Source organism: Streptomyces sp. CB02414 (genome assembly GCF_001905385.1).
GTDB lineage: Bacteria > Actinomycetota > Actinomycetes > Streptomycetales > Streptomycetaceae > Streptomyces.
Genome location: NZ_LIPF01000012.1, coordinates 65,446 through 88,488, shown reverse-complemented (window position 1 = coordinate 88,488; position 23,043 = coordinate 65,446). Strand labels below are relative to the sequence as shown.

17 protein-coding genes are annotated in these 23,043 nt (G+C 71.6%); 5 read left to right on the top strand and 12 right to left on the bottom strand.

All coding sequences use genetic code 11. From position 1 onward, the window contains the following. Nucleotides 1-75: 75 nt before the first annotated feature. The 3 genes from AMK11_RS32815 to AMK11_RS32805 all read right to left on the bottom strand — a co-directional run bounded on the left by AMK11_RS32815 (nucleotide 76) and on the right by AMK11_RS32805 (nucleotide 5,195). Nucleotides 76-834: an NUDIX hydrolase gene (locus tag AMK11_RS32815; RefSeq protein ID WP_073731765.1), complete on the bottom strand. Its 759-nt coding sequence runs from the start codon at nucleotides 832-834 to the stop codon at nucleotides 76-78. A gap of 131 nt (nucleotides 835-965) precedes the next feature. Then, nucleotides 966-2,885 carry a glycogen debranching N-terminal domain-containing protein gene (locus AMK11_RS32810; RefSeq protein ID WP_073731764.1) on the bottom strand — a complete coding sequence of 640 codons (1,920 nt, stop codon included), beginning with the start codon at nucleotides 2,883-2,885 and terminating at the stop codon, nucleotides 966-968. 750 nt (nucleotides 2,886-3,635) lie between these two features. Beyond that, nucleotides 3,636-5,195: a DUF4192 domain-containing protein gene (locus AMK11_RS32805; RefSeq protein WP_073731763.1), complete on the bottom strand. Its 1,560-nt coding sequence runs from the start codon at nucleotides 5,193-5,195 to the stop codon at nucleotides 3,636-3,638. A 141-nt stretch (nucleotides 5,196-5,336) separates the two neighbouring features. Between AMK11_RS32805 and AMK11_RS32800 the strand changes: the two genes are divergently transcribed. Continuing rightward, nucleotides 5,337-7,502: a RecQ family ATP-dependent DNA helicase gene (locus AMK11_RS32800; protein WP_073731762.1), complete on the top strand. Its 2,166-nt coding sequence runs from the start codon at nucleotides 5,337-5,339 to the stop codon at nucleotides 7,500-7,502. 281 nt (nucleotides 7,503-7,783) lie between these two features. Beyond that, the gene (locus tag AMK11_RS32795) at nucleotides 7,784-8,398 is read left to right on the top strand and encodes a hypothetical protein (protein ID WP_073731761.1); all 615 of its coding nucleotides are present in this window, start codon (nucleotides 7,784-7,786) and stop codon (nucleotides 8,396-8,398) included. 192 nt (nucleotides 8,399-8,590) lie between these two features. On the opposite strand, the gene AMK11_RS32790 is transcribed toward AMK11_RS32795, so the two are convergent. The 3 genes from AMK11_RS32790 to AMK11_RS32780 form a co-directional block, all read right to left on the bottom strand. Then, nucleotides 8,591-9,223, bottom strand: coding sequence for a hypothetical protein (locus tag AMK11_RS32790; RefSeq protein ID WP_073731760.1), 633 nt, complete (start codon nucleotides 9,221-9,223; stop codon nucleotides 8,591-8,593). A 68-nt stretch (nucleotides 9,224-9,291) separates the two neighbouring features. After that, nucleotides 9,292-9,993 carry a ribonuclease HII gene (locus AMK11_RS32785; protein WP_073731759.1) on the bottom strand — a complete coding sequence of 234 codons (702 nt, stop codon included), beginning with the start codon at nucleotides 9,991-9,993 and terminating at the stop codon, nucleotides 9,292-9,294. 82 nt (nucleotides 9,994-10,075) lie between these two features. Then, nucleotides 10,076-10,699 carry a TetR/AcrR family transcriptional regulator gene (locus AMK11_RS32780; protein ID WP_073731758.1) on the bottom strand — a complete coding sequence of 208 codons (624 nt, stop codon included), beginning with the start codon at nucleotides 10,697-10,699 and terminating at the stop codon, nucleotides 10,076-10,078. A 184-nt stretch (nucleotides 10,700-10,883) separates the two neighbouring features. Between AMK11_RS32780 and AMK11_RS32775 the strand changes: the two genes are divergently transcribed. Then, entirely contained in the window at nucleotides 10,884-12,431 is a 1,548-nt protein-coding gene (locus AMK11_RS32775) for an MFS transporter (RefSeq protein ID WP_073731757.1), read from the top strand. Nucleotides 12,432-12,731: 300 nt separating this feature from the next. Here AMK11_RS32775 and AMK11_RS32770 read toward each other — a convergent pair whose 3' ends face one another. The 3 genes from AMK11_RS32770 to AMK11_RS32760 all read right to left on the bottom strand — a co-directional run bounded on the left by AMK11_RS32770 (nucleotide 12,732) and on the right by AMK11_RS32760 (nucleotide 15,020). After that, nucleotides 12,732-13,637, bottom strand: a complete 906-nt coding sequence (locus AMK11_RS32770; protein WP_073731756.1) for an ADP-ribosylglycohydrolase family protein — start codon at nucleotides 13,635-13,637, stop codon at nucleotides 12,732-12,734. A 12-nt stretch (nucleotides 13,638-13,649) separates the two neighbouring features. After that, nucleotides 13,650-14,309, bottom strand: coding sequence for a histidine phosphatase family protein (locus AMK11_RS32765; RefSeq protein ID WP_073731755.1), 660 nt, complete (start codon nucleotides 14,307-14,309; stop codon nucleotides 13,650-13,652). Nucleotides 14,310-14,414: 105 nt separating this feature from the next. Next, entirely contained in the window at nucleotides 14,415-15,020 is a 606-nt protein-coding gene (locus AMK11_RS32760; RefSeq protein ID WP_073731754.1) for a YdbC family protein, read from the bottom strand. A gap of 157 nt (nucleotides 15,021-15,177) precedes the next feature. On the opposite strand from AMK11_RS32760, the gene AMK11_RS32755 reads away from it, so the two are divergent. Beyond that, nucleotides 15,178-15,711, top strand: coding sequence for a TerD family protein (locus tag AMK11_RS32755; RefSeq protein ID WP_073731753.1), 534 nt, complete (start codon nucleotides 15,178-15,180; stop codon nucleotides 15,709-15,711). A gap of 77 nt (nucleotides 15,712-15,788) precedes the next feature. Here the strand turns inward: AMK11_RS32755 and AMK11_RS32750 are convergent, their stop codons facing one another. Both AMK11_RS32750 and nrdR read right to left on the bottom strand, forming a co-directional pair. Next, on the bottom strand, nucleotides 15,789-18,683 hold the full coding sequence (locus tag AMK11_RS32750) for a vitamin B12-dependent ribonucleotide reductase (protein WP_073731752.1): 2,895 nt from the start codon (nucleotides 18,681-18,683) through the stop codon (nucleotides 15,789-15,791). 167 nt (nucleotides 18,684-18,850) lie between these two features. After that, complete coding sequence (gene nrdR, locus AMK11_RS32745; protein ID WP_073731751.1) at nucleotides 18,851-19,405, bottom strand: transcriptional regulator NrdR; 555 nt, start codon at nucleotides 19,403-19,405, stop codon at nucleotides 18,851-18,853. Nucleotides 19,406-20,019: 614 nt separating this feature from the next. Here nrdR and lexA point away from each other — a divergent pair. Then, the gene (lexA, locus tag AMK11_RS32740) at nucleotides 20,020-20,799 is read left to right on the top strand and encodes a transcriptional repressor LexA (protein ID WP_073731750.1); all 780 of its coding nucleotides are present in this window, start codon (nucleotides 20,020-20,022) and stop codon (nucleotides 20,797-20,799) included. Between the two features lie 121 nt (nucleotides 20,800-20,920). Here lexA and AMK11_RS32735 read toward each other — a convergent pair whose 3' ends face one another. Then, a complete protein-coding gene (locus tag AMK11_RS32735; RefSeq protein WP_073731749.1) occupies nucleotides 20,921-22,903 on the bottom strand; it encodes an ATP-dependent DNA helicase in 1,983 nt (660 codons plus the stop codon). Nucleotides 22,904-23,043: the final 140 nt, after the last annotated feature.

The window sequence follows — 23,043 nt, the reverse complement described above, 5'->3', positions numbered from 1 at the left end:
CGCCGGGGCGCGGGAGGCCGGGCCTCGTCGCTCCTTTGTTCGCCGTTCGCTCCGGGATCCTTTCCCGCAGCGGCCTCACACCTCGGGACGCAGCATCGGGGGGTTGAGGAGAGTGGCACCGCCGGCCCGGAAGAGCTGGGCGGGGCGGCCGCCCTGGCGGGTGGTCGTACCGCCGGTGGGAACGAGGAAGCCCGGGGTGCCCGTCACCTTGCGGTGGAAATTGCGCGGGTCGAGCGCCACGCTCCACACCGCCTCGTAGACGCGGCGCAGCTCGCCGACGGTGAACTCCGGTGGACAGAAGGCGGTGGCCAGCGACGAGTACTCGATCTTGGAGCGGGCTCGTTCCACGCCGTCCGCCAGGATCTGGGTGTGGTCGAAGGCGAGGGGTGCCGGCGGTTCGCCCTCGCGGCCGTGACCGGCCTGCTCGAGCAGCTCCTCGACCGGCGCCCAGCGTGCGTTGCTGGCGTCACCGCCCGCCCGGGGCGCGGGCAGGTCCGGCGCGAGCGCGAGGTGGGCGACACTCACCACCCGCATGCGGGGGTCCCGCTCGGGGTCGCCGTACGTCGCGAGCTGCTCCAGGTGGGCGCCGTTGTCCTGGGTGGGCGCGGCGGGGTCGTGGACGCACAGTCCCGTCTCCTCGGCCAGCTCCCGCGCCGCCGCCTGCGCCAGGTCCTCGCCGGCCCGCACGAAGCCACCGGGCAGCGCCCAGCGGCCCTGGAACGGAGGCTCGCCCCTGCGCACCGCCAGCGCGCACAGGGAGTGGCGACGTACGGTCAGTACGACCAGGTCCACAGTGACGGCGAAGGGCGGAAAGGCTGACGGGTCGTAGGGCATGCGGCGATCATAGTCGTCTGCCTGACGATAAACACTCCCCTCACCGGCCGCATCGGCGGCTGGTCCGTCGCCGCCGGATCTTCTTGGCACCGTCTGCTCCCTGTCGTCGGGCGAGGAACGGTCCAACCTGGTCAAGCCCCTAGTCGCAGCCCGTCGGCGGCCTCTTCCACCATGGCCAGGCCGAGTCGGCTTACCCGCACGGAGAAGGGCTCCCCCGCCACCCTCAGCCCGGTCAGACCGAGCTCCCCCAGGGGTGCGCTGCGTACGGGACGCAGGGTGACGGTCCCGGCCGGGGCGTCGGGGCGGATGCCCGCGAGCGTGGTCAGCAGCAGTACCCCTGCGGCTGCCGCGGTGGCGGCGGGGCGGCAGGCCGCCGGGTGCGGCAGCGGAGCGCTCGTGCCGGTGCGCTGTTCCCCCGCGAACATTTCCGGCAGGCGGTGGCCGAAGGCGCCGGCCGCGGCCAGTATCCCGCGCAGCAGCGAGCCCGCTTCCTTGTCGTGACCGGCGGCGGCCAGACCCGCCACCGCCATCGCCGTCTCCTGCACGTGCACCGCCCCCGCGCGATGCCCGAAGGGGCTGTATCCCGCTTCCGTGGCCGCCAGGGCACGCAGCCCCCAGCCCGAGTCCATGACCGGGTTGCCCAGCAACCGGGCGAGCCGGCCGGTCCGGACCGGGTCGAGCAGGCCTGGTGCGACCGTGCCCCCGCCCAGCAGCCCGGTGTCCAGGAGGTGGGCGGCGGCCGCGCTCAGGTGCGGCACGAGGCGTCCGTCCGGCGTACGGGCCGCCGCTGGTCTTCCGCCCGTCGCGTCGTCGATCCAGAAGTCGCGCCGGAACGCCGTGCGCAGCCGCTGGGCCCACTGCCGCAGCCAGTCGCCGCCCGGCCTGCCGAAGTCGTCGAGCAGTTCGGCGCCGAGCAGGGCGGCGCGGTGAGCCTGGGCCTGGGTCTCGCAGCGGACGGGGCCCTGGGGGTGCGGGTCAGGTACGTACGTGCCGTTGCCCACGGTGGTCCGCAGCCAGGTCAGGCAACGCTCGGCGGCGGGCAGCAGGTCCTGCGTCTCGTGTGCGCCGAGCCCCCAGCGGCGGGCCTCCGCGAGAAGCACGGGAAAGAGCAGGGTGGCCTCCGTGCCGGTGCAGCCCGGCGGCAGGTGCGGGCCGGTGCCGCGCCCCGGTCCGGGGATCATGCCGGATCTCGGTCCGGGGCCGGGCTGCTGGGTGCGGGCGAGGGAGCGCAAGGTACCCGCGGCGAGCCGGGTGCCGAGGGGAAGCGTCATCCGGGCGGCGGCGAGGGCCTCGGCGGGAGCCGGACCGCAGCGCCAGGGGACGCCGGCGGCCAGGTGGACGTCGGTGGGATGCGCGGGGTCGCGCACCAGGAGGGCCCTGAGGTCCTCGATGCTGGTCCGCAGCAGAGCGGAGACCCCGGCGTCGTCACCAGTGGCGTGTGCGGAGGCCAGCGGATCGGCCGCCGTACGGCCCACTGCCCGGACCGGCCCGGCGCCGTCCGGCTGTACGCGCAGTTCGACGCCGGCGCTGCCGCCCGCGGGCAGCACGAACTCCCATCGCAGCAGTCCGGCGGAGGCCAGTGCCTCGGCGGGCGGGGGGACCGCCGCGACCGACGCGCCGCCCGTGCCGCGGGTCCACCGCAGCCCGGAGCCGTGCACGGTGGCCGGCAGGTCCGGCCCCGCTTCGCCCGCGGCGATCGCTCCGAGGTCGGCCAGGTCGGTACCGAGCACCACCTCGACCGGCAGACGCAGCGGGACGGATGCCCAACTGCGCAGCGTGATCCGCTCCGTGCCGTCGGCGTGGCGGGTGCGCTCGATCATCACGTCCGGGTCCGGACCCGGCGCGGAGGCTGTCCGAAGCGTGCCGACGAAGCGAGTACCGTCGGCGCCGGTCATCCGGGCCTGGGACGGAAGCGGTTCACGTCCGGCCACGCGAAGGCGGCACCGGGACAGCAGGCGCCGGCCCGCGCGGTAGAACCCCTCCAAACCCAGGCCGTTCAGCTGGCCCTGCTCCGTGGAGATCACGAGGCCGGGGAGCGCCACGCCGATCATGGTCCTGTGGGTGGGCGGCAGCTCCCCGGGCCTGTGCGGCTTTCCGGGCGGTGTACGCCGGGCAGGGGCGCGGTCTGCGGGAACACCCGCAAGGCCGGTGCCCGCCGACTCCCCACCGGGCCGGGAGACCGACGGCGCCGAGGGCAGCCCCACCCGGGCAGCCGGTCCGCCAGGATTCCGCCCCGGCCCCGGACCGCTTCTTCTGACCGGCACCGCAGGCCCGGCGAGTGACGGCACCGCGGCGCCCCGCCGGCCGCTCACGCCGAGGTCGGTGACGGCGGACGAGGACGGGGTCGGCTGGTGCATGGGAGACCTCCCTCTCTGCTCGACGCCCTCGAACGGAGCGACGCCGTGCGGTGGTTCCGAAACGGGCGGTGGCGGTGCTCCGGCCCGTCCGGGCATTCGGCCACTCAGGTGAACGGGCGGGGGGACCTCCAGGTCACGCACGGGGGCGGGAGGCCCCGGGGCCGGAGGCACGCGGTCCACGTACCGCCTCCGGAGCCACGGCGGCCCGTCCTCGCCGATCGAGCACGGCCGAGGAGCACAAGGGAAGGAACCACAGCGGAAGGACCACGGCCGTGGATCACAGCCGAGGGACGACGGTCCCAGGGCGATGGTCGGGAGGGGGAGCCAGGGAGGATGGCCGAGGAATGGCGGCCAGAACGACGGCACAGCGTTGCCGGGCTGCCCACCGGCGGTCCGGCGCCGCCCCGGCGACCATCGTCGGCCTGGTGACGTCCCACCCTGTGCTCATTCGGAGTCGCTCGCCGCCCCCTTAGGCCCGTGGTCTCCTGTGCGTGCGCCACCCGCACAGGCGCCCGTCCGGCCCGCGCCCTTCTCCTCCTCCGCCCGTGAACGCGCACGGCCCGTCCGCGCGGGACCCGGGCGCTCGCCCGAAGCCGGAGTGCGAGGCCGCACGAACTTCGCACCCGGCTCCCGGCCACGCGCCGCCCTCGACCGACGGGGGACTCCGTCGGCCGACACGCCGGAGCGGGTGCGACGCCGGCGGCCGAGGGATGCCCGCGCTGCCGGGGAGGGTTCGGCCGACTCGCGTTCCGCTGCCCCGTCGGCTTGCTTCTCACCGTCCGGCTCGCCCTTCGGGGCGTCCCGGCACCCGCGCTCCGCACGCAGACAGCGACGGACCGACTCCGGGTCGAGCCCCTCGTTGCACGCCTGGTGCAGGAGCCGGGCGAAGAGGTAGTCGGGATCCGCGCCGAGTGCCATGGCAAGGGCCTCACGGGCCTCCAGTTCGTCGCCCGTGGACCAGGCGACCCATCCGGCGAGGGTGAGCGGTGCGGCCGCGTGCTCGCCGTACGACCCGACGCAGCGACGGGCCAGGGCCCGCCAGAGGCGCAGCGCCGGTGCCGCCTCGTCCCCCTCCATCCATTCCGCGGCGCGGTCACGGGTCGTACGGTCCTGGAGGCCGAGGATCATCGTCGCCGCCTCGTCGTGACCGAGCAGTAGATCGTCGCGCAGGTCTTCGGCGGCCGTTCCGGACACGGGCCGGGCCTCCGCGAGGCGTCGCATCACCCGCTGTGCCAGGTGCAGCGTCTCCTGCGCCACCTCCGAGCGGCCGGCGTCGTCGAGGATCCGCGTCACCAACGGCACGGCCGCCGCGTCCAGGGCGGCCTCCTGCTCGAGAGCCACGTCGCTCTCCCGGGGCAGGAGCCTGGCGCGCAGTTCACCGAGCGTGCCGCGCACCTGGATCCCGGCGTACGTGGCCGCTGCGGCCAGCACGGAGGTGCCTGCCAGCCCCATGGGCGTGCCTTCGGCCGGGCAGCAGGCCCGGTCGTCGCAGACGTAGGACCAGAAGCGCCCCGCCGAGACGCAGAGCGCCTCGACCACCGGAACGTCGAGGACGCCGCACTCGACGCGCAGCTGCTGAGCCAGCGGCCGCAGTCGTTCCATCACGTCCCGGCCGGTCTCGCCCGGTGCCGGTTCCTGGCAGAGGTAGGCCACCATCTGCTCGGGTCGGACCCCTCGGCGTTCACTGCCGGTCACCAGGCCGTGGGCCAGCTGTCCGGCCGCAGCGGCCCAGTCGTCCGGGTTCGCGGGAACGCCGAGCCGGGCCCGGCCGCCGAAACGGCCACGTCCGTCCCGGTCGCGCAGGGCGACCAGGACGATGCTGTCCTCGGGGCGGTATCCGAGCAGATACGGCAGGGCGTCGGCCAGTTCGGCAGGGGTGCGGAGGGTGACCTGCGGCTCGTCGCGGGGTTGGTCGTCCGGGAAGGGGACCGTCCGGCCGGAGTGCTCGGATCCCTCGATGTCACCGTTGTCGGAGGGTCCGGTCGTTTCGCTGTGGTTCGTCATGGCCCGACGATCTCGCGGATCGCGGAGTTCCGCTTTGCCCTGTGGATAACTCTGATCAGGGACGCGTCACCGGGCACTCGGCGACCGCGCCCCTTCCTCCCGCACGCCCGGCTGTCAGTCCCGTCCTGTTGTATGGAACGCATGGAGCACACGAGCAACGCGGATCTCCGGACAGCCGCCGACGCGGTCCTCGCCCGCCTCGTCGGGGACACGTCCGGAAGCGCCCGGCTGCGGGACGACCAGTGGCGGGCGATCGAGGCACTGGTAGCCGAGGGGCGCCGGGCCCTGGTCGTCCAGCGCACGGGGTGGGGCAAGTCCGCGGTCTACTTCGTGGCGACCGCCCTGCTGCGTGAGCGCGGCTCCGGCCCCACCGTGATCGTGTCCCCGCTGCTCGCGCTGATGCGCAACCAGGTCGAGGCGGCGGCGCGGGCCGGCATTCGCGCCCGGACGATCAACTCCTCCAACACCGAGGACTGGGACGCGATCCAGGACGAGATCGCCGCCGGTGAGGTCGACGTGCTGCTGGTGAGTCCCGAGCGGCTCAACAACCCGGACTTCCGTGACCAGGTGCTGCCCAAGCTCTCCGCCGCGACCGGGCTGCTCGTGGTGGACGAGGCCCACTGCATCTCCGACTGGGGCCACGACTTCCGCCCGGACTACCGGCGACTGCGCACGATGCTCACCGACCTCCCGCCCGGCGTACCGGTCCTGGCCACCACTGCCACGGCCAACGCGCGGGTGACCGCCGACGTGGCTGAGCAGCTCGGCACCGGGGGCACCTCGGACGCGCTGGTGCTGCGCGGCCCGCTGGACCGGGAGAGCCTCAGCCTCGGCGTGCTGCGGCTGTCCGACGCCGCGCACCGGATGGCATGGCTCGCCGACCACCTCGACCGGCTCCCGGGCTCCGGGATCATCTACACACTCACCGTGGCCGCCGCCGAGGAGGTCACCGCCTTTCTCCGGCACCGCGGCCACACCGTCGCCTCCTACACCGGCAAGACCGAGAACGCGGACCGGCAGCAGGCCGAGGACGATCTGCTCGCCAACCGGGTCAAGGCACTGGTCGCCACGTCGGCGCTGGGCATGGGCTTCGACAAGCCCGACCTGGGGTTCGTGGTGCACCTGGGCTCGCCTTCCTCGCCCATCGCCTACTACCAGCAGGTCGGCCGTGCCGGGCGCGGCGTGGAGCACGCCGAGGTGCTCCTCCTGCCGGGCAAGGAGGACGAGGCGATCTGGGAGTACTTCGCCTCGCTGGCCTTCCCGTCGGAGGACCTGGTGCGCCGCACCCTCGACATCCTCGCGGGCGCCGGGCGGCCGCTCTCCCTGCCCGCCCTGGAGCCGTTGGTGGAGCTGCGCCGCTCCCGTCTGGAGACCATGCTCAAGGTTCTCGACGTGGACGGCGCGGTCAAGCGGGTGAAGGGCGGCTGGATCGCGACCGGGCAGTCGTGGGCGTACGACTCCGAGCGGTACGACTGGGTGGCGCGGCAGCGCAAGGCCGAGCAGCAGGCGATGCGCGACTACGCCTCGACGAGCGAGTGCCGGATGGAGTTCCTGCAACGCCAGTTGGACGACGAGGGCGCCAAGCCCTGCGGCCACTGCGACAACTGCGCGGGCCCGCGCTTCACCGCGGACACCTCCACCGACAGCCTCGACGCCGCGCGGGTCGATCTGGGCCGGGCGGGCGTGGAGGTGGAGCCGCGCCGCATGTGGCCGACCGGTCTGCCGGCGATCGGCGTGGATCTGAAGGGGCGCATTCCGGCCGGTGAACAGGCCTCGACAGGCCGGGCCCTGGGCAGGCTGTCCGACATCGGCTGGGGCAACCGGCTGCGACCGATACTCTCGGCACAGTCTCCGGACGGCCCGGTGCCGGACGATGTAGCCCAGGCCGTCGTGACGGTACTGGCCGACTGGGCCAAGGGGCCGGGCGGATGGGCTCCGGGCGCCGCCGACGGACGGCCCCGTCCGTCGGGGGTGGTGACGATCGCCTCGCGGACCCGGCCTCAGTTGATCCACTCCCTGGGGGCGCGCATCGCCCAGGTCGGGAGGCTGCCGTTGCTCGGTTCGGTCGAGTACACGGGCGAGGCGCCCGCGGGGTCCCGCAGCAACAGTGCGCAGCGGCTCAAGGCACTCGACGGCGCGCTGACGGTGCCGCCGGCGCTCGCCGCAACCCTGGACGGTCTTGACGGCCCGGTTCTGCTCGTGGACGACTGTACTGAGACCGGCTGGACCCTCGCGGTGGCGGCCCGGCTGCTGCGCCGCGCGGGCGCGCAGGAGGTGTTGCCACTGGTCCTGGCTGTGCAGGGGTGACACCCGGCCGTGAGCGCGCTTCGCGGGGCCGGGGCCTCGCGCGGCTGCCGGCGGTGCGTTCCGTGCGTCACCCGGCCGCACTCTGGGTAGGGATATAGGACGCGCATCATCCGATAACGGTCGTCGGCCTCAATTGCTCGTTGCCGCATCCCAGTTCGACAGGAAGAATTGAAGTCCGCTCCCCGCACGGCTCGTCCGTGATCCGGCAGGGCTTCACTGCGGTGCGCGCTCCCCGAATCCGACCCCGCCCGCAGTGTGGGCGCGTAGCCGAAGGGAGGAACGTGACCTTCGGATTCGCTCCGTCCTCGGCGGCATCCTTGTCGTCGTCCGCCGCAACCGCCACTCGTATGCTCGAACCTGCGGAGTGGGCCGCCGCCGGAATCCCACTGCTGCGCAATCCGCGAGAGGTCGTCAGCGGACTCCATACGCGACACCGCCCGGGTCCCGCGACCGCGATCGTGGCCGTGCTCGATCCCGACGAACGCCTGCGTGCCAGCGCCTCGTTCACCAGCCACCGGGCCGCGGCCGACGGCTGGATGTTCCGCAACGCGCTGCTCGCCCAGCTGCGTCGCGTCATCCCGCACGACCTGCGGCGCCGCACTCCCGTGCGCACCGCCGTGCTGCTCTACTGCCGTGAGGGCGACGCGCGTTGGACGGAGGAGGACGGTGCGTGGATGTGGGGGTTGCGGGACGCGTGCACGTTGCACGGGCTGCGCTGCGGGGCGTACATCACGCTGACCCGGGACGGCTGGCAGGTCCTGGGCGAGGGCCGCGGCGGCCGTCGGCCCAACGCGGCCTCGGCACCGGAGCCGTTCGCCACGTCTCAGGCACCGCTCCCGCCACCGCGTACCGGCGGCGTCGCCTCGGACGTACTGCGTCGTGCGGCGGCCCGCTGAGCCCGAAGGGCACGGTGCACCGGAGCACAGCGCCATGAAGTCCCGTGCGGCGGCAGGTCCGTGGAAGAGCCCGACCACGGCCCCACAGTGCGACGAGCACGGCGGCCACCGGGGACGACGAGGCCCGCACCGTGCGGGGCCGGCCGAGCGGCCCCGCATCACTCCGGTGTCCGCCGCCCCGGCCGAGCGGGCTCAGACCCCCGCGCCCAGCAACGAGTTGATGCGCTGCGGGTCACCGCAGACGATCAGCAGGGCGCCGGCCCGGGCGTGCGCCGCGGACAGGGCCGTGACGGCGGAGTCCTCGGGACCGCCGTTGAGCGCCACCACGACCACCGGCCGGGACGTGGCACGGCTCGCGACGGCGGCGTCCGCGTAGAAGACGTCGTCGCCCGCGTCGTGCTGCGCCCAGTAGGCCGCGTCACCGAAGGAGAGTTCGTGGGCGGCCCACGGGTGCGGATCGCCAGTGGTGATCACCAGCACGTCACCGGGGGTGCGGCCGGAGTCCAGCAGCATGTCCACGGCCTCCTCGGCCGCGTCGAGCGCGCCCTCGGGAGAAGCCGGGATGAGCTGGATCTGCGCGGTGGCCGGGGCGGCCGCCGGAGCAGCCGGGCCCGACGGGCCGGGCTTGGCTGCGGACGAGTCACGCGACGCGCGTTGCGCCGGCGGCGCCGGTCGCGCGGGACCGGGACGGCCGGGGCGCGGCGGAGCCGCGGGGCGGGGGCCGGGTACGGGGCGAGGGGTCGGCGCGGTGCGGCCGCTGGCCGGAGTGGCGCGGGGACCCTGGGCCTTCTCGTGAATCTGAGGCTCCTCGGGAATGAGAGGCATGGGCTGATATTTATCAAACATTGGTGCGGCTCGCGTCGGCGGGTGGCACGTACCTGCGAGCGGAGCGGTCAGAAATCGAATCCGAGCTGGCCCTCGATTTCCGGAACGCTTCCCTCCACCCAACTGCGGACCTTCTTGAGGTGCCGCCACTGGGGCAGCGCATCAAGATACGCCCACGACAAACGGTGGTGCGGAGTGGGCCCCCGCTCCTCCAGTGCGGCCTTGTGCACGGGAGACGGGTACCCGGCGTTGTCCGCGAAAGCGAAGTCTGCATGGTCGATACCCAGTTCGGCCATCATTTTGTCGCGCTGGACCTTGGCGAGCACCGAGGCCGCCGCGACAGCCACGCAGGACTGGTCACCCTTGATCACCGTACGGACCTTCCAGGGCGCCCCGAGGTAGTCGTGCTTGCCGTCGAGGATGACGGCGTCGGGGCGGATCGGCAGGCCTTCCAGAGCTCGCACCGCCGCCAGTCGAAGCGCCGCGGTCATCCCCATGGCGTCGATCTCCTCCGGCGAGGCGTGCCCCAGGGCGTGATGCGTCACCCAGGTCCGCAGTTCCTCGGCGAGTTCGGTGCGTCGCTTGATGGTGAGCAGCTTGGAGTCGGTGAGGCCCACCGGGGGCCGCCGCAAGCCGGTGACCGCGGCACAGACCGTGACCGGCCCGGCCCACGCGCCGCGCCCCACCTCGTCGACACCGGCAATGATCTTCGCTCCGGTCGTGGCGCGGAGTGAGCGCTCGACGGTGTGGGTAGGCGGTTCGTAGGGCATGACGCCCTTAGCCTACGCCGCCCCGAACCGCCGGCGACACCCCGGTTCCCCAAAAGTGGCGGGGGTCCGTGCCGCCCAGGGATCAGGCGCCGTCGGGCCGCAGCAACGGCACCATCATCCGGTCGATCATTTCCTCGACCTCCTGGTCCGTCCATTCGCTTCCACAAATCTTGGAGCGGTACATCATCATTGCCGGGATGGCGTCGAAGACGTATGCGTTCGCCGCGTCACGCCGGACTTCGCCCCGCTCTATTCCACGGGTGATGACCTCTCGGAGCATGGCGAGGGTCGGCTCGATCACACCCTTGAAGATCACCGCATGGAAGCGCTCCGCCTGCACGCTGTCGCATTCGTGAATGACTGATCGCAGGGCGAGCCCTGGGCGCGAGAACATCGCGTCGCGCGCTCTGCGACAGAGCGCCAGCAGGTCGTCGCGCACACTCCCGAGGTCCGGCACCGTGTCGAAGCGCGGCAGCCCGGACCGCAGCGCGTCCGCGACGAGGTCCTCCTTGGACGGCCAGCGGCGGTAGACGGCCGCCTTGCCGGTCTGCGCGCCGGCGGCCACACCCTCCATCGTCAGGCCGTTCCAGCCGACGGTTCCGAGCTGATCCAGCGCGGCGTCGAGGATCGCGCGCTCGAGGACCGCGCCACGCCGACGGGAGGGCGGCGTCCGGGCGGAGGCGGCCACCCAGTGCGAAGCAACCATGTCGAAGGTCTCCAATGAGCGGGGACAACGGGTTTTCGGGGACGAAAGTCGCGCCGGGCGGCCACAGCGGGGGACGGACCGCACGACACCCCAACAAGTGAACGCTTGCGTTCACTGTCCGGGAGTCACTAACGTTGAAGCAACAGTGAACGCGGGCGTTCACTAATTCGTTCGTGGGGGACACATAGTGACAACCTCTCTGATACCGGACCAGAAGCCGGGAGCTGCCCGCCGGGAGGGGCGCCCCGGCATCGCGCTCACAGTCATCGCGGCCTGCCAACTCATGGTGGTACTCGACGCGACGATTGTGAACATCGCCCTCCCGCACATTCAAGAAGCGCTCAGTTTCAGCACCACCGACCTCACCTGGGTCGTCAGCGCCTACACGCTCACCTTCGGCGGTCTGCTGCTGCTCGGCGGCCGGGCCGGAGACATCCTCGGCCGACGCCGGGTCTTCATGACCGGCATCCTGCTGTTCACCTTCGCCTCGCTGCTCGGTGGCTTCGCCCAGGAACCCTGGCAGCTGCTGGCGGCTCGCGTCCTGCAAGGCGTGGGGGGCGCGATCGCGTCGCCCACCTCGCTGGCCCTCATCACCACCACCTTCCCCGAAGGACCGGAACGCAACCGGGCCTTCGGTGTCTTCGCGGCCGTGTCGGCGGGCGGTGGCGCCATCGGTCTGCTGGCGGGCGGCATGCTCACCGAGTGGCTGGACTGGCGCTGGGTCCTGTTCGTCAACGTGCCCATCGGCGTACTGATCGCCGTGCTCACCCCGCTGTACATCAACGAGTCCGAACGGCACTCCGGCCGCTTCGACATAGCCGGGGCGGTGACCTCGACGGCGGGTATGGCCTCCCTCGTCTACGGCTTCATCCGCGCCGCGGACGAGGGCTGGCGGGACAACCTGACCATCGGCTCCTTCGCGGCCGCCGTGATCCTGCTGCTGGCCTTCGTGTTCATCGAGCGGCGGGCCAAGGAGCCGATCACCCCGCTCAGGATGTTCGCCGACCGCAACCGCTCCGGCACGTACGTGATCATGCTGAGCCTGGCCGCGGCGATGTTCGGCATGTTCTTCTACATCGTGCTGTTCGTGCAGAACGTGCTGGGCTACACCCCGATCGAAGCCGGCCTGGCCTTCCTGCCGGTCACTGTGGTCATCGCACTGGGTGCGGGCCTGTCCCAGCGGTTCCTGCCGGTCTTCGGCCCCAAGCCGTTCATGATCGCGGGCTCGACGCTCGCCGCGATCGGACTCGGCTGGCAGGCCCTGATCAGCTCCGACAGCTCGTACGTCGGCGGCGTCCTCGGCCCGATGCTGATCTTCGGATTCGGTATGGGGCTGAACTTCGTGACGCTGACACTGACCGCCGTCTCCGGGGTCGCCCAGCACGAGGCGGGCGCCGCGTCCGGTCTGCTCAACACGAGTCAGCAGGTGGGCGGATCGATCGGCCTCGCCATCCTGACGACGGTCTTCGGCACGGCCAGCAAGAACGAGGCGGAGAAGCAGGTGCCGGACTTCCTCGCCGACGGCTCGGCGGAGCAGAAGGCGGAGTTCGCCCGGACACAGCAGCTGCCGGCACCTTGGGGGCACGACGTGCTGGCGCAGGGCATCTCGGCGGCCTTCGTCCCGGCCGCGGCCATGGCAGTCCTCGCCCTGGCCACGGCGTGGCTGGTGATCCGGGTGCGCAAGAGCGACCTGGAGGCCCTCTCCGGCTCGGCCGGCCCGGGGATCGGCTGACGTCGCGGTACCGGCGGCCGGGCGGATTCCATCGGCGAGCGGCAGCACACCTGCCCGCCGCCGATGCCCGACCGACCGGCACCGGCCCGGTCCGCGCCCCCTCGCCCACGTGCTCGACCGCGTGAGGAACACCAGGAGCGGCAGCACGACGAGCGGCAGCCACAGCGCTTCCATGTCCCCGCTCCCCCCTTCGTCCCCTCTCACGGCACCCGGTCTCGTACGAAGCTGCCTGCCTCGCACGGCGGATGTCATGACAACGGGCGGCGGTCACGCAGAGTTCCCGGCATGCACGGAGCGTGGCTATACGGTCGTGACCATCCATCCGGGCAGAGCCTCGACCCGATCCGCCCAGCCGGCCGGCGGCGCACCCGCCTCGCCCGCGGCGACCACGCCGCCCACGATGGCGCACGTGGTGTCCACGTCCCCGCCGACCTGGGCGGTCGTCCAGAAGGCGCGCTCGTAGTCCCCGAGGGCCCGCGCGGCCGACCAGAGGGCGAAGGGAACGGTGTCGTGGGCGGTGGTACGCCTGCCACAGCCCAGCACGGCCGCGACCGTCGCGGCGTCACCGTAGTCGAGCATGTCCCGGGCCCGTCGCAGCCCGGCACCGACCGCGCTCTTCGGCACCAGCGCGATCACGCCGTCCAGGAGCGCGTGCGCGGCGGGAGGCCCGCCGGGGTCCGCGGCCAGCGCGGCGGCAGCGGCGACCGCCATGGCGCCGACCACCGCCTCACGGTGCTGGTGCGTGGGGTAGGCGGAGATCTCCGCCTGGTGGGTGGCCTGTTCCGGGTCGTCCGCGTACCAGGCGCCCAACGGGGCGATGCGCATCGCCGCACCGTTGCCCCAGGATCCCTGGCCGTTGAACAGCGCGGCGGCGAGCTCGCGCCAGTCGCCGCCCTCGCGCACCAGGCGCAGCAGCCGGTTGACCGCGGGGCCGTAGCCGCGGTCGAAGTCGTGGTGGTGGGCGAAGGAGAGGGCCAGCGCGTCCTGGTCGATGCGGTGGTGGGTGGCCAGGACGGAGACCACGGAACAGGCCATTTCCGTGTCGTCCGTCCACTGCCAGGTGCCGGGCGGCAACGCACGGTCCTTGAGCAGCGGGTAGTTCGCGGGCACGAAGAACTGCGAGCCCAGCGCGTCCCCCACCGACAGTCCGCGCAGGCTGGAGAGGGCGCGGTCCAGGCGCCCCTCGGGAGTTGAATGAGCGGTCATCGCCTCGCCACTCTAGCCGGTGATCCCGTACGGTTCCGGATCTCGCCAGCGTTCGAAGGGCCGGTCAAGACCGTACTTGCCGTCCTCACCGAGAACGAGCATCCGCATCTCGCCGTTCCCGGGGTTCGACAGCGACTCGAACTCCGCGACCGTCCAGTGGAACCACCGCATGCAGAACAGCCGCATGGCCAGACCGTGGGTGACCAGGAGAACGTTCGGCGGATGGTCGGGGTCCTCGAAACTGCGGAACAGGCTCTCCAGGAAGCCACCGACCCGGTCGTACACGTCGGCACCGGACTCGCCCTGGGCGAAGCGGTAGAAGAAGTGGCCGTAGGCGTCCCGGTAGGCCTTCTGCAGGCGCACGTCGTCACGGTCCTGCCAGTTGCCCCAGTCCTGCTCACGCAGCCGGGGCTCCTCCCGGATCCGTATCAGCCCCGGGTCCAGGTGGAAGGCGTGCAGCGTCTGGTGCGTGCGGCGGTACGGAGAGACGTACACACTGACCCGCTCACGGCCGAACACCTCGCGCAGCGCCTTCCCGGTCTCCTCCGCCTGCGCCCGGCCCTGCTCGGTGAGGGCCAGGGCGTGGTCGGGTTCGCGCTCGTACACGGAGTCGTCGACGTTGCCGGTCGACTCGCCGTGCCGGACCAGAACGATGCGCCGTGGTCGTGCCATGCCTTGCACCCTAGATCGAGACGGGCGGAACCAAGCACTCGAAGGGGCCCCGTACGGCGTACGTCACACACTTCTCACACAGGCACCGGGGTGCCGGCCGCGCCCTCAGACGGTCCAGGAGGGTTCCAGCTGCACGATGTCACCCGTCAGCGCCGCGATGTCGGCCTCCGTCTGGGCGCGCAGGGCGAGCCGCTCCACCCGCTCGGTGCGGTACTTGCCGTGCTCGGCGGCCGACCGCCACATCGACAGCACCAGGTACTCGTTCCCCGGCGCCTCGCCGAACAGCCCGCGGATCATCCCGGGCGAGCCGGCCATCGCCGGGTTCCAGACCTTCTCCTGCATGAGGACGTAGTGCTCGGCGCGCTCCTCGTGCACGCGGCAGAGCGCCACCCGCAGCAGGTCGGCGTCCGTGAAGCGGGGTTCGAATCCGGTCTTCACGTCGAAGCGGTAGTCGAAGAGCCTGACCTGCGCGTCCTTGAAGGTGCCCGCCTGGGCCGAGGCGAGCCGGTCGTGCGAGCGGGCCATGAAGGAGTCGTAGAAGGCACGGCTCTCCCAGAAGGCGAAGACGTGCGCCACGTCCGGTCGCCCCCGGCTCCAACCGCCCCCCTGCCCCCGAAAACCCGGCTCCCCCGGAAGCCCCGCCCACTTCCGCTGCCCCCGCTCGAACCCCCGGCGGTCCACCACGGTGCAGCGAATCCACTTGACCAGCACCGCGCCATCGTAAGGCCAGGAACGTGGCACCGGTCACTGTCCGGCGGACCGCTTGTCACCACCGGCGTCGCTGTGCGTGGCAGGATGGACAACCGGCCGTCACCGCTCGGCAGTTGAGGTGGCCGGGCAGGGGCGGGGGACCTGGAAGGGGAAGTCTGTGAACGGCCTCAGCAAAGGCATGGGCAAGGTCGAGGTCGCGCTGCGGTGGGATCCGAACCCGGCGGGGCAGCCACCCGCCGACCTGGACGTCGTCGCCGGGACCTACTTGGCCGAGGACCCGTACGGTGCTCCCGCCTACGTGGTGCACCACGACAGCCGCTCCCCCGACGGCACCGTCTATCTCAACCGGGACAGCCAGGACGGCAAGGGCTTCGGCTTCGACGAGGTCATGACCCTGGAGCTGGAGCGGCTCGACGCGCGGTACGCGCGCGTGGTGGTCGGGGTCGCGATCCAGCAGCGCACCGAGGACCAGACCTTCGGTGACGTGACCAACCCGGGCCTGCGCATCCGTGAGGGCTACACCGACCTGGCCACGGACGACTTCGGCGGGGTACTGGGCGCGACCGCGGCGACGGTCGCGGAGTTCGTGCGGGACGAGACGGGGGCGTGGGAGTTCCGGGCCGGCGTCCACGGTTTTGAGGGCGACCCCGCGGCCTTCGCCGCCACCATGGGCGCGGCGCGCCGGTCCTGACGGCGCGCGTGCATGAGTAAGGGGCGTCCACTCTGGTGGACGCCCCTTACTCATTGAGCGCTACTGAGCACTACAGGTCAGCTGCAGCCGCTCGTCGAGCCGCAGCCCTCGCAGATGTAGCAGGAACCGGCGCGCTGCATCTTCGTGCCGCAGGAGAAGCACAGCGGGGCGTCGGCCTGGATGCCCAGCTGCATCTCCACCAGCTCGGCGCTGGTGTGCGCCTGCTGCGGAGCGGGCTTGGCCGCCTCGACCTCGGCCTTCGGCGTGACGACGGCCTTCAGCTCCTGGGCGCGCGGCGCCGACTGGGCCAGGCCCTCGACGTCGAGCTCGTCGTCGGACGGCTCGTACGAACCGGTCTCCAGGTGGCGCTGGCGCTCCTCGGCGGAGTGGATGCCGAGCGCGGAACGCGTCTCGAAGGGCAGGAAGTCCAGCGCCAGGCGGCGGAAGATGTAGTCGACGATCGACTGCGCCATCCGCACGTCCGGGTCGTCCGTCATGCCGGCCGGCTCGAAGCGCATGTTGGTGAACTTCGAGACGTACGTCTCCAGCGGCACGCCGTACTGGAGGCCGACGGAGACCGCGATGGAGAAGGCGTCCATCATGCCCGCGAGGGTCGAGCCCTGCTTAGACATCTTCAGGAAGACCTCGCCGAGACCGTCGTCCGGGTAGGAGTTGGCGGTCATGTAGCCCTCGGCGCCGCCGACGGTGAAGGACGTGGTGATGCCGGGGCGTCCCTTCGGCAGGCGCTTGCGGACCGGGCGGTACTCGACGACCTTCTCGACCGTCTCGCGGATGGTCGCCTCGGCCTTCTCCGTGACCTCGGCCTTCTCCTTCTCCTTGGTCTTGGCGGAGAGGGGCTGGCCGACCTTGCAGTTGTCACGGTAGATGGCGAGCGCCTTGACGCCCATCTTCCACGCCTCGAAGTAGACCTCCTCGACGTCCTCGACGGTCGCCGACTCCGGCAGGTTGACCGTCTTGGACAGGGCGCCGGAGATCCACGGCTGGATGGCGGCCATCATGCGGACGTGGCCCATCGCGGAGATGGAGCGCTCGCCCATGGCGCAGTCGAACACCTCGTAGTGCTCGTGCTTGAGGCCGGGGGCGTCGATCACGTTGCCGTGCTCGGCGATGTGGGCGACGATCGCCTCGATCTGCTCCTCCTGGTAGCCCAGGCGGCGCAGGGCCTGCGGGACGGTGCCGTTGACGATCTGCATCGAGCCGCCGCCGACCAGCTTCTTGAACTTGACCAGGGCGAGGTCGGGCTCGAGGCCGGTGGTGTCGCAGGACATCGCCAGACCGATGGTGCCGGTCGGGGCGATGACGGACGCCTGGGAGTTGCGGAAGCCGTTCTTCTCGCCGAGGCGCAGCACGTCCTGCCAGGCCTCCGTGGCGGCGGCCCAGACCGGCGTGTCCAGGTCGTCCATGCGGACGGCCTTGGCGTTCTCGTCGGAGTGCTGCTTCATGACCCTCAGGTGCGGCTGCGCGTTGCGGGCGTAGCCGTCGTACGGGCCGACGATCGCGGCGAGTTCGGCGGAGCGCTTGTACGACGTACCGGTCATCAGGGAGGTGATGGCGCCGGCCAGGGCGCGGCCGCCGTCGGAGTCGTACGCGTGGCCGGTCGCCATCAGCAGGGCGCCGAGGTTGGCGTAGCCGATGCCGAGCTGGCGGAAGGCGCGGGTGTTCTCGCCGATCTTCTGCGTCGGGAAGTCCGCGAAGCAGATGGAGATGTCCATCGCGGTGATGACGAGCTCGACGACCTTCGAGAAGCGCTCGACGTCGAAGGACTGGTTGCCCTTGCCGTCGTCCTTCAGGAACTTCATCAGGTTCAGCGAGGCGAGGTTGCAGGACGTGTTGTCCAGGTGCATGTACTCGCTGCAGGGGTTCGAGCCGTTGATCCGGCCGGACTCCGGGCAGGTGTGCCAGTGGTTGATGGTGTCGTCGTACTGGATGCCCGGGTCGGCGCAGGCCCAGGCGGCCTCGGCCATCTTGCGGAAGAGCGCCTTGGCGTCGACCTCCTCGATGACCTCGCCGGTCATGCGGGACGTCAGGCCGAACTTGCCGCCGTCCTGCACGGCCTTCATGAACGTGTCGTTCACGCGGACCGAGTTGTTGGCGTTCTGGTACTGGACGGACGTGATGTCGTCGCCGCCCAGGTCCATGTCGAAGCCCGCGTCGCGCAGGGCGCGGATCTTCTCCTCTTCCTTGACCTTGGTCTGGATGAAGTCCTCGATGTCGGGGTGGTCGACGTCGAGGATGACCATCTTCGCGGCGCGGCGGGTGGCGCCGCCGGACTTGATGGTGCCGGCGGAGGCGTCGGCGCCACGCATGAAGGAGACCGGGCCGGAGGCGTTGCCGCCGGAGGAGAGCAGTTCCTTGGAGGAGCGGATGCGGGACAGGTTCAGGCCGGCGCCCGAGCCGCCCTTGAAGATCATGCCCTCTTCCTTGTACCAGTCGAGGATCGACTCCATGGAGTCGTCGACGGACAGGATGAAGCAGGCGGAGACCTGCTGCGGCTGGGGCGTGCCGACGTTGAACCAGACCGGGCTGTTGAAGCTGAAGATCTGGTGCAGGAGGGCGTAGGCCAGCTCGTGCTCGAAGATCTCGGCGTCGGCGGGCGAGGCGAAGTACTTGTGGTCCTCACCGGCCTTCCGGTACGTCTTCACGATGCGGTCGATGAGCTGCTTCAGGCTCACCTCGCGCTGCGGGGTGCCGACGGCGCCCCGGAAGTACTTGCTGGTGACGATGTTGACCGCGTTCACCGACCAGAATTCGGGGAACTCGACGCCACGCTGCTCGAAGTTGACCGAGCCGTCGCGCCAGTTGGTCATGACGACGTCACGACGCTCCCAGGCCACCTCGTCGTAGGGGTGGACGCCGGGAGTGGTGTGGACGCGCTCGACGCGGAGTCCCTTGCCCGCCTTGGTGCCCTTGGCGCGGGAACTCCGTGCCGGACCGCTCGCCGTCTCTGTCATGCCGCCTCCCTGTACGGGCGAAAACGCCCTGAAGTGCCCCGATTGTTCCCGTGGGCACGGTGTTCTGTCTGGTGTCGCGGGCGTCTCTCGCTCCGCCCGCGACAGGTCTTCTCGTTCGCCGTCGACCGGCCGGGCCCGGGCGCCGAAGTCCAGGTCCGGCCCGCCGGTCAGTCGGCGGCGCCTGCGGGCTCGGGGACCTGTGCCGCCCCCGTGGACCCGCGGTCGTTCTCCTGGCTCCCCGCACCGGCGTCGCCGTCGCCGTCCGCGCCGGTTCGCCCGGTCGTCTCCCTGAGCTCCGCGATCGCGGCCTCGAAGTCGTCGAGCGAGTCGAACGCCCGGTAGACGGAGGCGAACCGCAGATAGGCGACCAGATCGAGTTCCTGCAGCGGGCCGAGGATGGCCAGCCCCACGTCGTGGGTGGTCAGCTCGGCGCTTCCGGTGGCCCGCACCGCTTCCTCGACCCGCTGGCCGAGCTGCGCGAGCGCGTCCTCGGTGACGGGCCGGCCCTGGCAGGCCTTGCGCACGCCGTTGATCACCTTGGTGCGGCTGAAGGGTTCGGTGACCCCGGACCGCTTCACCACCATGAGCGAGCACGTCTCCACGGTCGTGAAACGACGGGAGCAGTCGGGACACTGGCGGCGCCTGCGGATCGACGTGCCGTCGTCGGTGGTGCGGCTGTCGACGACACGACTGTCGGGGTGCCTGCAGAAGGGGCAGTGCATGAACTCCGAACCCTCCTCACAGCAGACCCATAGCCACAAAGGGCCCTTCAGACCCCTCGAAGCAGCCCCAAGCATAGGCGATCGCGGCGGGCCCGAAGACCCGGGGGACCACAACTTGTGGGCTGCTCCCGCAATCCAACCACTACATGTGGGGATTGGCTCATACATACACGCCCTGCACGCGTGTCGCGCCGGTCCGTACGGAACTCGTACGGCCGCGACGGTCCCGCTGTCACTCACACGCGCTTGCACACGCACCTGCGGCCGCACACGCATGCACGCACATGCACACGCACGGCCGTATCCAGCGAGGGCATGCGGAGATACCGTGGCCGCCACGGGGAGGGGGCGTGGGACTACCGCACAGATGGGCGGACCCGCCCCGTCGAACGGGATGGCGGATGGCAGACTGGAGCGACATCCCCGAGGTTGTCACCACGGCGGTGAAGAGTACAGCAATGCGCGCTTTTGTCCGTCGGGCACCGCGGTAGCCATACACCCAGACATGCGATCCAGGCGAGCGATTCCCGTTTTTTCACTCGAACGTGTGTTTGGCGCAACCTTTCGAAAGCTACTACCGTTGGGCAGCAGGGAGACCATCGAGAGGGGCCGACGTGACCACCACCGCCGACAGTGCCGCCATCACTGCCCAGGACCGCCCCCAGGGCCGACCTGAGCCGATGCACGCGATGAGCGACGCCGCGAGTCCAGAGGGGCACAAGCGCTCCCTGCCGGGCCGACCTCCGGGCATCCGGGCGGACAGCTCGGGACTGACCGACCGCCAGCGCCGGGTGATCGAAGTCATCCGCGACTCCGTGCAGCGGCGCGGCTACCCGCCGTCGATGCGGGAGATCGGCCAGGCCGTCGGCCTTTCCAGCACCTCCTCCGTCGCGCACCAGCTGATGGCACTCGAGCGCAAGGGTTTCCTGCGCCGCGACCCGCACCGCCCGCGCGCCTACGAGGTACGCGGCTCCGACCAGGCCGCCTCCGTGCAGCCCACGGACACCGCCGGCAAGCCCGCCGCGTCGTACGTCCCGCTCGTCGGGCGCATCGCGGCCGGTGGTCCGATCCTCGCCGAGGAATCCGTCGAGGACGTCTTCCCCCTGCCCCGGCAGCTCGTCGGTGACGGCGAGCTGTTCGTCCTGAAGGTCGTCGGCGACTCGATGATCGAGGCCGCCATCTGTGACGGCGACTGGGTCACGGTCCGCCGCCAGCCGGTCGCCGAGAACGGCGACATCGTGGCCGCGATGCTCGACGGCGAAGCCACCGTCAAGCGCTTCAAGCGGGAGGACGGCCACGTGTGGCTGCTCCCGCACAACGCGGCGTACGAGCCGATCCCGGGTGACGACGCGACCATCCTCGGCAAGGTGGTGGCCGTACTGCGCCGCGTCTGAGCGCCACGGCGGGCGGGAACGCGACGACAGCGCCCCGCCGACCAGACCGGGCCCCGGGACCTCTGCGCCGGTTCCGGGGCCCCGCGCTGTGCGGCGGCCGCACAGCGCGGGGCCCGGTCGCTCAGTCGCCCTCGGACTCCGTCCGCCGGGCCGCCGCGTCGATCGCGGCGAGCGACTTGCGGACCTGATTGCGGTCCGTGGTGAACCAGAAGTCGGGCAGTGAGGCCTTCAGATAGCTCCCGTACCGCGCCGTGGCCAGTCGCTGGTCCAGTACGGCGACCACACCGCGGTCGCCCGACGCCCGTACGAGACGCCCCGCGCCCTGCGCCATCAGCAGCGCGGCGTGCGTGGCGGCGACCGCCATGAAGCCGTTGCCGCCGGCCTCCTCCACCGCCTTCTGGCGGGCGCTCATCAAGGGGTCGTCCGGCCGCGGAAAGGGGATCTTGTCCATCACGACCAGCTGACAGCTCGGCCCGGGGACGTCCACGCCCTGCCAGAGCGACAGCGTGCCGAAGAGGCAGGTCTCCGGGTCGGCGGCGAAGTTCTTGATCAGCTCGCCGAGCGTCTCCTCGCCCTGGAGCAGGATCGGGTACTCCGGAATCCGGGAGCGCAGCTCCTCGGCGGCCAGCTGGGCCGCACGCATCGAGGAGAACAGGCCCAGCGTGCGTCCGCCGGCCGCCTGGATCAGCTCGGTGAGCTCGTCGAGCATGTCACCGCGGTCGCCGTCCCGGGCGGGGCGGGCCAGGTGCTTGGCGACGTACAGGATGCCCTGCCTGGGGTAGTCGAAGGGCGAGCCCACGTCGACGCCCTTCCACTGGGGTACGTCCTCGCCCTCGGTGCCCTCGGGGGCGAGGCCCAGGGATGCCCCGACGCCGTTGAAGTCGCCGCCCAGCTTCAGGGTGGCGGAGGTCAGAATCACCGAGCGGTCCGCGAAGAGCTTCTCGCGCAGCAGGCCCGCGACGGACAGGGGAGCGACGCGCAGGGAGGCTCCGAAGCGGTCGTGCCGCTCGTACCAGACGACGTCCCACTCGGAGCCGTTGGTGATGCGCTCCGCCACGTCGTGCACGGACTCCACGGAGGCGAGCGCCTGCTTGCGGACGGCGTCCTCGTCCTGCACGGACTTGTCGCGGGTCGCGCCGATCGCGGAGATGACCGTACGACAGGCGTCGCGCAGCGCCATCAGCGCGTATCCGAGGTCTTCCGGGATCTCCTCCAGGCGGCCAGGCAGGGCCAGCTCCATCAGCCGCTCGAAGCCCTCGGAGGCGGTCTGGAGCTGGTCGGCGGCCTTCTCGTTGACCAGCTTCGCGGCCCGGCGCACCGCCCGGCTGACCTGGCCGGGGGTTAGCTCTCCGGTGGCGACCCCGGTGACCCGGGAGACCAGCTCGTGCGCCTCGTCGACGATCAGCACCTCGTGCTGCGGCAGGACCGGGGCGCCCTCGATGGCGTCGATGGCGAGGAGCGCGTGGTTGGTGACGACGACCTCGGACAGCTTGGCGCGCTCCCGGGCCATCTCGGCGAAGCACTCCGTGCCGTACGCGCACTTCGAGGCGCCCAGGCACTCCCGGGAGGACACCGAGACCTGCGACCAGGCCCGGTCGGAGACGCCGGGCGTCAGGTCGTCGCGGTCGCCGGTCTCGGTCTCGTCCGCCCAGTCGCGCATCCGCAGCAGGTCCTGGCCCAGCCGGCTGGTGGGTGCGGCGGCCTCGAACTGGTCGAAGAGGCCCTCCTCCTCGTCCTGCGGCACCCCCTCGTGGAGCCGGTGCAGGCACAGGTAGTTCGACCGGCCCTTGAGCATCGCGAACTCCGGGCGGCGGCGCAGCTGCGGGTGGAGCGCGTCGACCGTGCGGGGCAGGTCGCGCTCGACCAGCTGGCGCTGGAGGGCCAGGGTCGCCGTGGCCACGACGACCCGCTCCCCCTGGGCCAGCGCGGGCACCAGGTACCCCAGCGACTTGCCGGTGCCGGTGCCGGCCTGGACCAGCAGATGGGAGCCGCCGTCGATGGCTTCCTCGACGGCTTCGGCCATGGTCACCTGGCCGGGACGCTCCGTGCCGCCGACGGCGGTGACGGCGGCGTGCAGGAGTTCGGGGAGAGAGGGCTTCGTCATAGCGCGACCACCCTACGGCCCGGGACTGACAAACGGGCACGGAAGGCGGCTGAGGCCGCGGCTGCGGCTGCGGCTGCGAGACGCGGGTGGGGCTGTGGGGACGGCGGCGGCACGAGTGGCTCCTGGGCGGAATGGTCGGC

Coding starts and splice junctions, on each gene's coding strand:
- AMK11_RS32815 (WP_073731765.1), bottom strand. CDS start 834: ATGCCCTACGACCCGTCAGCCTTTCCGCCCTTCGCCGTCACTGTGGAC.
- AMK11_RS32810 (WP_073731764.1), bottom strand. CDS start 2,885: ATGATCGGCGTGGCGCTCCCCGGCCTCGTGATCTCCACGGAGCAGGGC.
- AMK11_RS32805 (WP_073731763.1), bottom strand. CDS start 5,195: ATGACGAACCACAGCGAAACGACCGGACCCTCCGACAACGGTGACATC.
- AMK11_RS32800 (WP_073731762.1), top strand. CDS start 5,337: ATGGAGCACACGAGCAACGCGGATCTCCGGACAGCCGCCGACGCGGTC.
- AMK11_RS32790 (WP_073731760.1), bottom strand. CDS start 9,223: ATGCCTCTCATTCCCGAGGAGCCTCAGATTCACGAGAAGGCCCAGGGT.
- AMK11_RS32785 (WP_073731759.1), bottom strand. CDS start 9,993: ATGCCCTACGAACCGCCTACCCACACCGTCGAGCGCTCACTCCGCGCC.
- AMK11_RS32780 (WP_073731758.1), bottom strand. CDS start 10,699: ATGGTTGCTTCGCACTGGGTGGCCGCCTCCGCCCGGACGCCGCCCTCC.
- AMK11_RS32770 (WP_073731756.1), bottom strand. CDS start 13,637: ATGACCGCTCATTCAACTCCCGAGGGGCGCCTGGACCGCGCCCTCTCC.
- AMK11_RS32765 (WP_073731755.1), bottom strand. CDS start 14,309: ATGGCACGACCACGGCGCATCGTTCTGGTCCGGCACGGCGAGTCGACC.
- AMK11_RS32750 (WP_073731752.1), bottom strand. CDS start 18,683: ATGACAGAGACGGCGAGCGGTCCGGCACGGAGTTCCCGCGCCAAGGGC.
- nrdR (WP_073731751.1), bottom strand. CDS start 19,405: ATGCACTGCCCCTTCTGCAGGCACCCCGACAGTCGTGTCGTCGACAGC.
- AMK11_RS32735 (WP_073731749.1), bottom strand. CDS start 22,903: ATGACGAAGCCCTCTCTCCCCGAACTCCTGCACGCCGCCGTCACCGCC.